A 7,069-nucleotide genomic window follows, 5' to 3' on the forward strand; every position below is an offset into this window, starting at 1 on the left:
TGTGGAAAAAATGGAGTATCGTACTAGGATTGAAGAGATGAAAAATCTCGTATCAAAAAATAAATTCGCTGATGCAATGAATGTGGCTGAAACCATTAATTGGCGAAAAATTCATAATATTAATGATCTAATTGCAGGAAGTGAGTCTTATGAAGCAGCTGGAAAAATAGACGAGGCTAGAGATTTGCTTCTTCTTGCTCATGAACGTTCCCCTATAGGAAGAATGATACTGTACAAGCTTTGCATGATTTCTATTAAGCTAAAAGAAATCGATGAGGCTCAGGAGTATTATAACGAGTTCGTTCAAATTGCACCTCACGACAGTCTTAAATATATTCTCAAGTATAATATTAATGTTGCTAAAGGCGCTGATACAACCACTCTTATCAAAATCCTTGAACAGCTTAAGGATAATGATTTCATCGAGGAGTGGGCTTATGAGCTTGCTTATCTTTATCACAAGACAAACCAGGCAGACAAGTGTATAGCTTTATGTGACGAAATAATCCTTTGGTTTGGCGATGGACCAGTGGTAGAAAGAGCATTAGAGCTAAAGATGCTGTATCAGCCACTTGATAAGTCTCAAGAGGATAAATACCGTAACCTTAGGCAAAAGAAGGATGGTATCACAGAAATCACACCAAAAGCAGTGGTAGATTCCAGCAACATTGTCCCAAATGTAAAAGCTATCCCACTTCCAGAGGGACCAGAGCGTTTTGATACTATCAATTTGCAGGCTGAAATCAAAAAGAATATTGATGAGATTATGAAGGCAACAGATGCAGGAGAAGTATCTGAAAATATGGATGCCATAAAGAATCTTGTTGAGGAAATACCATATCTTCAAGTTTCTGAGGATGAAGTAGAAGAAGAGACAGAGACTTTTTCAGTAAATGATACCTTCCAGCAATATCTTGAAGAGGGCTATGATGGACAGATTAGCCTTAGATTAGCTGACGAAAGCAGAGAGACTGAAGAACAGATTGAAGGTCAAATGACCATAGAGGATGTTTTGGCTGAATGGGAAAAGACTAAGCGTGCAGCAGAGGCTGCTATGGAGGATGCCAAAACAAAAGAGCTTGAAAGTGCCAGAACAAGAGCACTACGTGAAGCAAACAATGTGCTTAATCGCTTAGAGGGCGTAATGTCTAAGTTAGATGCAGGTGTAAGCTCACAAGAATTATTAAAGGAAGAATATCTCTCATCTACAAATCAAACTGAGGCTCCTGTAATTGAGGAATCTTCAGTTGCAATTGATGAGAATGCTTTAGAAGAAGACTCAGTAGATGCAGAGGAAGTGGTAGAGGAGCAAATAACAGATACAGTAGAAGAACCTATAGTAAAGCCTGATAATGAGCCTGCAGGACGAGTAGGCTTTGCAATTCCAAAGCTATCTACCGATGGTTTACAGGAAGGATTAGTTGATATCCCTGTTATATCAGCTGAGGAAGCAGCCCTTTCAGCAGCAGGAACAGTTGCAGCAGCATCTATAATGCGTGCTGTTGATGATGTGGAAGATGTTACACCTAGCTGGCAGCCTCCAACACTTAATATTGAAAAGGAATCTAAGGAAGCTCAAGAAGCAGAAAATCAAGAAGATGTTGATTTAAAAGAAGCTTCTCAGATGATTGCAGATGTTAATAGCCTATTGCAAAAGGAAATAGATAGGCTAATTACAGATGATAATGATACACCATCTGATGAGCAGCCAGAAATATATACGGAAGAAGGCGCTGCTAATGAGCCTATTAGCGGGCCTTTCAGTGAACCAGTAGAGATTACTGAAGAAGAAGGAAGCACTTATGTCTATGATGATTTTGAGCTTCCTCCAATCGAGCTACCACAGGATATACTTGAAGAGGTAATGTCAAAATCTACAGTTGTAGATGAAGTTGAAAAAATGCCACAGGTGGAAACACCACAGGAACCAATAGAATTTGCAGAGCCAGTGGAGGTAGAAGAGCAATTGCCACCACAAGAGCCTGAAATCAGCCAGGATTCAAATAGATTTATCGATATTGACGAGGATGATTTATCAGTATTTTCTTACTTCCTACCTATAGGAGGTATGAAAGCTAATATTAAAAAGGTTATTGAAGGTGCAGCAGAGCACATGAGCAATCCAAAGGACAATGGCGGAAGTATTGTTATCGTTGGTGAGCCAGGCTCTGGCAAGACTCAAATGGCCACAAGTATTATCAAGGTTCTTCAGAAAAAAACAGGTTATCCAAAGGGCGGTATCGGTAAGATTTCAGGAGAAAAACTTAACGAGAAGGACATCCAAAGATTATATGCCAAGATTCAGGGTGGCTGCCTAATCATCGAAACTGCAGGTGGCATTTCTAAGGAGACAGCGGTTACATTATCACTTCTCATGGAATCAGATAATACTGGTACAATCATAATTATTGAGGATAATAAAAAGGGAATCGACAAGGCATTAATGAAAGATGGTTCATTTGCTAAGCGATTTACTGAGAAGATAGTTATACCAGTATTTTCAATTGATGAATTAGTATCTTTTGCCAAGACATACGCATTGGAAGCTGGTTGTACAATTGATGATATGGGAATACTTGCACTTTACAACCGTATCAATCTAATTGGTCGCTATGACCATGTAACTACAATCAAAGAAGTTGCAGAGATTATGGATGATGCCATTGAAAAATCTACAAGGGGTGGCTTTTTCAATAAGCCTAAATATGATAAAAATGGCAATATCATTCTAAAAGAGAAGGATTTTGATAAATAAATATAAAAGGGGATAGTAGTATATGAGCAATTTTACAGATTTAGATGCATATTTGTTTGGACAAGGAACACATTATGATATCTATAAAAAGCTTGGTGCCCACAAGGGTAAGCAGGGAAAAGAAACAGGAGTATATTTTGATGTTTGGGCACCACACGCAGCTAGTGTAGCCGTTATAGGTGAGTTTAACGGTTGGGATGAGAATCGCAATTTTATGCATAGAGTGGAGCCAGCTGAGCAAGGTATATTCGAGACATTTATACCAGAAGCGCAAGAAGGTCAATTGTACAAATTTTTGATATACACAGAGGATGGTAAAAAGCTTTACAAGGCTGATCCTTATGCAACATACGCTGAAATCAGACCAGGCACTGCATCTCGTATTTACGATATTACTAAGTTTAAATGGACTGATCAGACCTGGATGAAACAAAGAAAAGCAACTAAGAACTTCTGGGAGCAGCCAATGGCTATTTATGAGGTGCACCCAGGTTCATGGAAGCGCCATCCAAGGCCAGAAAATGATGGTTTTTACAGCTACAAAGAATTTGCTCATAGCCTAACAGAATATGTGCTTGATATGGGTTACACCCATGTTGAGCTTATGGGAATCTCTGAGTATCCATTTGATGGATCTTGGGGATATCAGGTAACAGGCTACTATGCACCAACATCTAGATATGGTACGCCTGACGATTTTATGTATCTTGTTAATTACCTGCACAAGAATGGAATAGGTGTAATCTTAGATTGGGTTCCAGCTCATTTTCCTAGGGATGCACATGGCCTTGCAGATTTTGATGGAAGACCTCTTTACGAGTATGCAGACCCACGTAAGGGCGAGCATCCTGATTGGGGCACTAAGATTTTCAATTATGGCAAGGCAGAAGTTAAGAATTTCCTAATCGGAAGTGCATTGCAATGGGTAGAACAATATCATATTGACGGTCTTAGGGTAGATGCTGTGGCATCTATGTTGTATTTAGATTATGGTAAAAAGCCAGGACAGTGGGTGCCAAATGAACACGGCGGCAATGAAAATCTTGAAGCAATCGAGTTCTTCAAGCATATTAATACTCTTATAAGAGGCCGTAATCCAGGTGCTGTAATGATAGCAGAGGAATCCACAGCATGGCCAAAGATAACTGGTGATGTTGAAGATGGAGGCCTGAATTTCTCTTACAAGTGGAACATGGGATGGATGCATGATTTCATTGATTACATGAAGTTAGATCCATACTTTAGAAAAGATAATCATAACAGAATGACATTTGCAATGAGCTACAATGAGGCAGAGCGATATATTTTAGTTCTAAGTCATGATGAAGTGGTACATCTTAAAGGCTCAATGCTTGCAAAGATGCCAGGTCTGGAAGTAGATAAATATAAAAATCTTATGGCAGGATATGCATTTATGATGGGGCATCCTGGTAAGAAGCTTTTATTCATGGGTCAGGAGTTTGCACAAGGTACAGAATGGAGCGAAGCAAGAGAGCTAGATTGGTATGTTTTAGATAATCCAAACCACCGTCACGTAGCCAGAATGTTTAAGGAACTTTTGACCATATACAGAAATTATCCTGCAATGTACGAGCAGGATGTATCATGGGCAGGCTTTGAATGGATTAATGCCAATGATAACTATAGGAGCATTTTCAGCTTTGTTCGCAAATCAAAGAATGGAAAAAATAACATTTTATTTGTAATTAACATGACACCTATGAGATATGATGATTACAAAGTAGGTGTACCTGAAAATAGAAAATGTAAGCTTCTTTTAGACAGTGAAAGCAAAGAATTTGGTGGAGATGGCGGCACTATAAAAGAAAGCTATACACCAAGCAAAGAAGAATGCGATGGAAGAGAATATTCAATTGCTTTTCCTGTAGCACCATATCAAGTGGCAGTATTTGTATATTAAAGCAATTTATGGGCTGTACATACAGCCCATTATTTTTTAGATAGGTCAAAAACATGGAAGAATTCAAAATAATAAAATTACCTGAAAAGCAGCAAGAGGAGGATAAAGAAGAAAAGGAAGTGCAGGATATTCCTGTACAGGATGATGATTATACCCCTCCAAAGAAAAGGTATATATTTTTACTCATTTTATTATTAATAATAGTGGTTTCAATCATGGTAATAAGAACCATTTCTACCTATGATGACTATGAAGTGGAAAAAACATGGGAGAGAAAAGATTCTGCAGAAAGCCATTATATTAGTTATAACAACAATTTATTAAAATATAGTGCAGATGGTATTTTTTATACTGGATTCGATGGAGCACTTATATGGAATTATACTTATGATATGACTAATCCATGTGTGGATATAAGTGGCGATTATATAGTTGTCTACGATAAAAAAGGAACTGAGGTTGATATTTTTTCATCCAAAGGTTTTATTAAGTCAATTGGAACAACAACGCCTGTAGTTGAAGCAAAGGTTGCATCTCAGGGAAGTGTTGCTTTGCTTTTGCAGGAGAATTCTGTTAGTTACATCCAGATGTATGATAAAAAAGGCTCCTTGCTTGTAGCAGGTGAAATACACCCTGAAAATAAAGGATTTCCAGTTTCAATGGCCTTATCCTCAGATGCAACAAGGCTACTTCTATCTGTTATTAATGTTGATGATGGTGAAGTATCTTCTGAGCTTATTTTTTATGATTTTACAAGTGCTGGAAAAAAAGAGCAGGATAATATTGCGGCAACTTATCAATATATAGGAACATTAATACCAAAGGTTGACTTTGTAAAGAATAATAAAGCAATAGCCTTTGCTGATTCCAAAATAATAATATTCAATAATAACTTTAAAGCCTCTGTAGCTAAGGATATTTCTGTCAATGAAGAAATGAAAAGTATATTCTATAACGATAGCCATTTTGGCTATATTTGCGAAAAGGCATTAGAAACGGGAGAAGTAGTTAATGAATTAAATGTATACAATCTCTATGGATTCAAAAACGTTTCAAAAGAAGTAGATAATAGCTATGAAGAAGTATCAATACTAGAAAACGATTATATACTATTAAAAAACGAGAATGAGATAGCCTTGTATAATCTGCAAGGTATAGAGAAGTTCAACTATAAATTTGATGAAGTTGTATATGATGTTATTTCTACAACTGCAGCAAAGCGATATTATGTGATACAAAAAGATAAAACAGAAGAAATATATCTTAAATAGGAGGACTCATGGAACTTAATTACTTGCTAATTGCATTTGCCATATTGATGCTTATATGTATTATAAGAGGAGCCACTAAGGGAATGTTAAGAATAATATTTGGATTAGTGGCATGGATATTTTTAATATGTCTTGTAAACTTTGGCACAGAGGTGGTTAGTAGTTATATAAGGACTAATACAGTACTTCCAGCAACAATTCAGGAAAATTTAGATTTACATCTCCATGAGAGATATAATGCATCAGAAGAGAAAGAAGCGGGATCTGGTGAAGATGCAGTTAAAGTATTAGTTCCACCTTCAATTAAAGAGAAAATAGAAGAATCTGTACAAAGCTCTATAGATGGTACTATCAATATTATAGCAAGTGAATTAACAGAAGCAGCAATTAAGGGCATATCAACTATTATATGTGTAATTTCAGGTATATTAATAATCTTCCTGCTTGATAAGCTTATTAAGGCAATAGGCTTTGTACCAGGGGTAAGAGATATTAATAGGTTTATGGGTATACTGGCTGGCTTTTTAGAAGGTATATTACTGATATGGTTAATTATGTTTATTGCGGACTGTTTTCCAACCTCTACCTATGGCAGATTTATAATAGAAAACACAGAAAATGACCAGATGTTGTATTTTATTTATCAAAACAACATAATTGAAAGAATTATCGGAATATAAAGACATTAATTATTTTGAAAAAACCTGTTGACTTTGTGGGATTCAGATGATAATATACTATTCGTTCCGCGAGAGCAGAACAAGTTAAGAAATGAGTAATTTCTTAATAAGAGATTTGAAAAATAATCTTAAAAAGTGCTTGACAAAGCTGCTTGCTCATGATAGTATATACGAGTTGCTGCTGAGGGCACAACAAGATGAAGATTGATAACTGAACAGTGAAACAAACCTTGAATTAATACAAGTTTTTAAAACATGTATCCTTGAAATTCATTTAGTTTCTAAGACGAAACAAAAACCTTTATTAAAGGGTAAGGATTTTCAAAACTTGATTTTTAAAATCATTGCCTAGTAAGAATCTTTGATTCTTACATATCAAGTAAACAATTCAGTTTTATACTGATTCGGAATTAAATTCTTTTTAACATGAGAGTTTGATCCT

General features: G+C 36.3%; 4 protein-coding genes. All 4 read left to right on the forward strand.

Features of this window, described 5'->3' with window-relative positions:
* Position 1 precedes the first annotated feature (1 nt).
* From IJ535_RS14105 to IJ535_RS14120, 4 genes are read left to right on the forward strand one after another with little or no spacing between them, the layout of a single operon-like run.
* On the forward strand, positions 2-2,755 hold the full coding sequence (locus tag IJ535_RS14105; RefSeq protein ID WP_294304118.1) for a hypothetical protein: 2,754 nt from the start codon (positions 2-4) through the stop codon (positions 2,753-2,755).
* 22 nt (positions 2,756-2,777) lie between these two features.
* Positions 2,778-4,676, forward strand: coding sequence for a 1,4-alpha-glucan branching protein GlgB (gene glgB, locus IJ535_RS14110; RefSeq protein WP_294304120.1), 1,899 nt, complete (start codon positions 2,778-2,780; stop codon positions 4,674-4,676).
* Positions 4,677-4,729: 53 nt separating this feature from the next.
* On the forward strand, positions 4,730-5,947 hold the full coding sequence (locus IJ535_RS14115) for a DUF5711 family protein (RefSeq protein WP_294304123.1): 1,218 nt from the start codon (positions 4,730-4,732) through the stop codon (positions 5,945-5,947).
* Between the two features lie 8 nt (positions 5,948-5,955).
* Positions 5,956-6,627: a CvpA family protein gene (locus tag IJ535_RS14120; protein WP_294304125.1), complete on the forward strand. Its 672-nt coding sequence runs from the start codon at positions 5,956-5,958 to the stop codon at positions 6,625-6,627.
* Positions 6,628-7,069 lie beyond the last annotated feature (442 nt).

The organism is Pseudobutyrivibrio sp. (assembly GCF_017471675.1).
Lineage (GTDB): Bacteria > Bacillota > Clostridia > Lachnospirales > Lachnospiraceae > Pseudobutyrivibrio.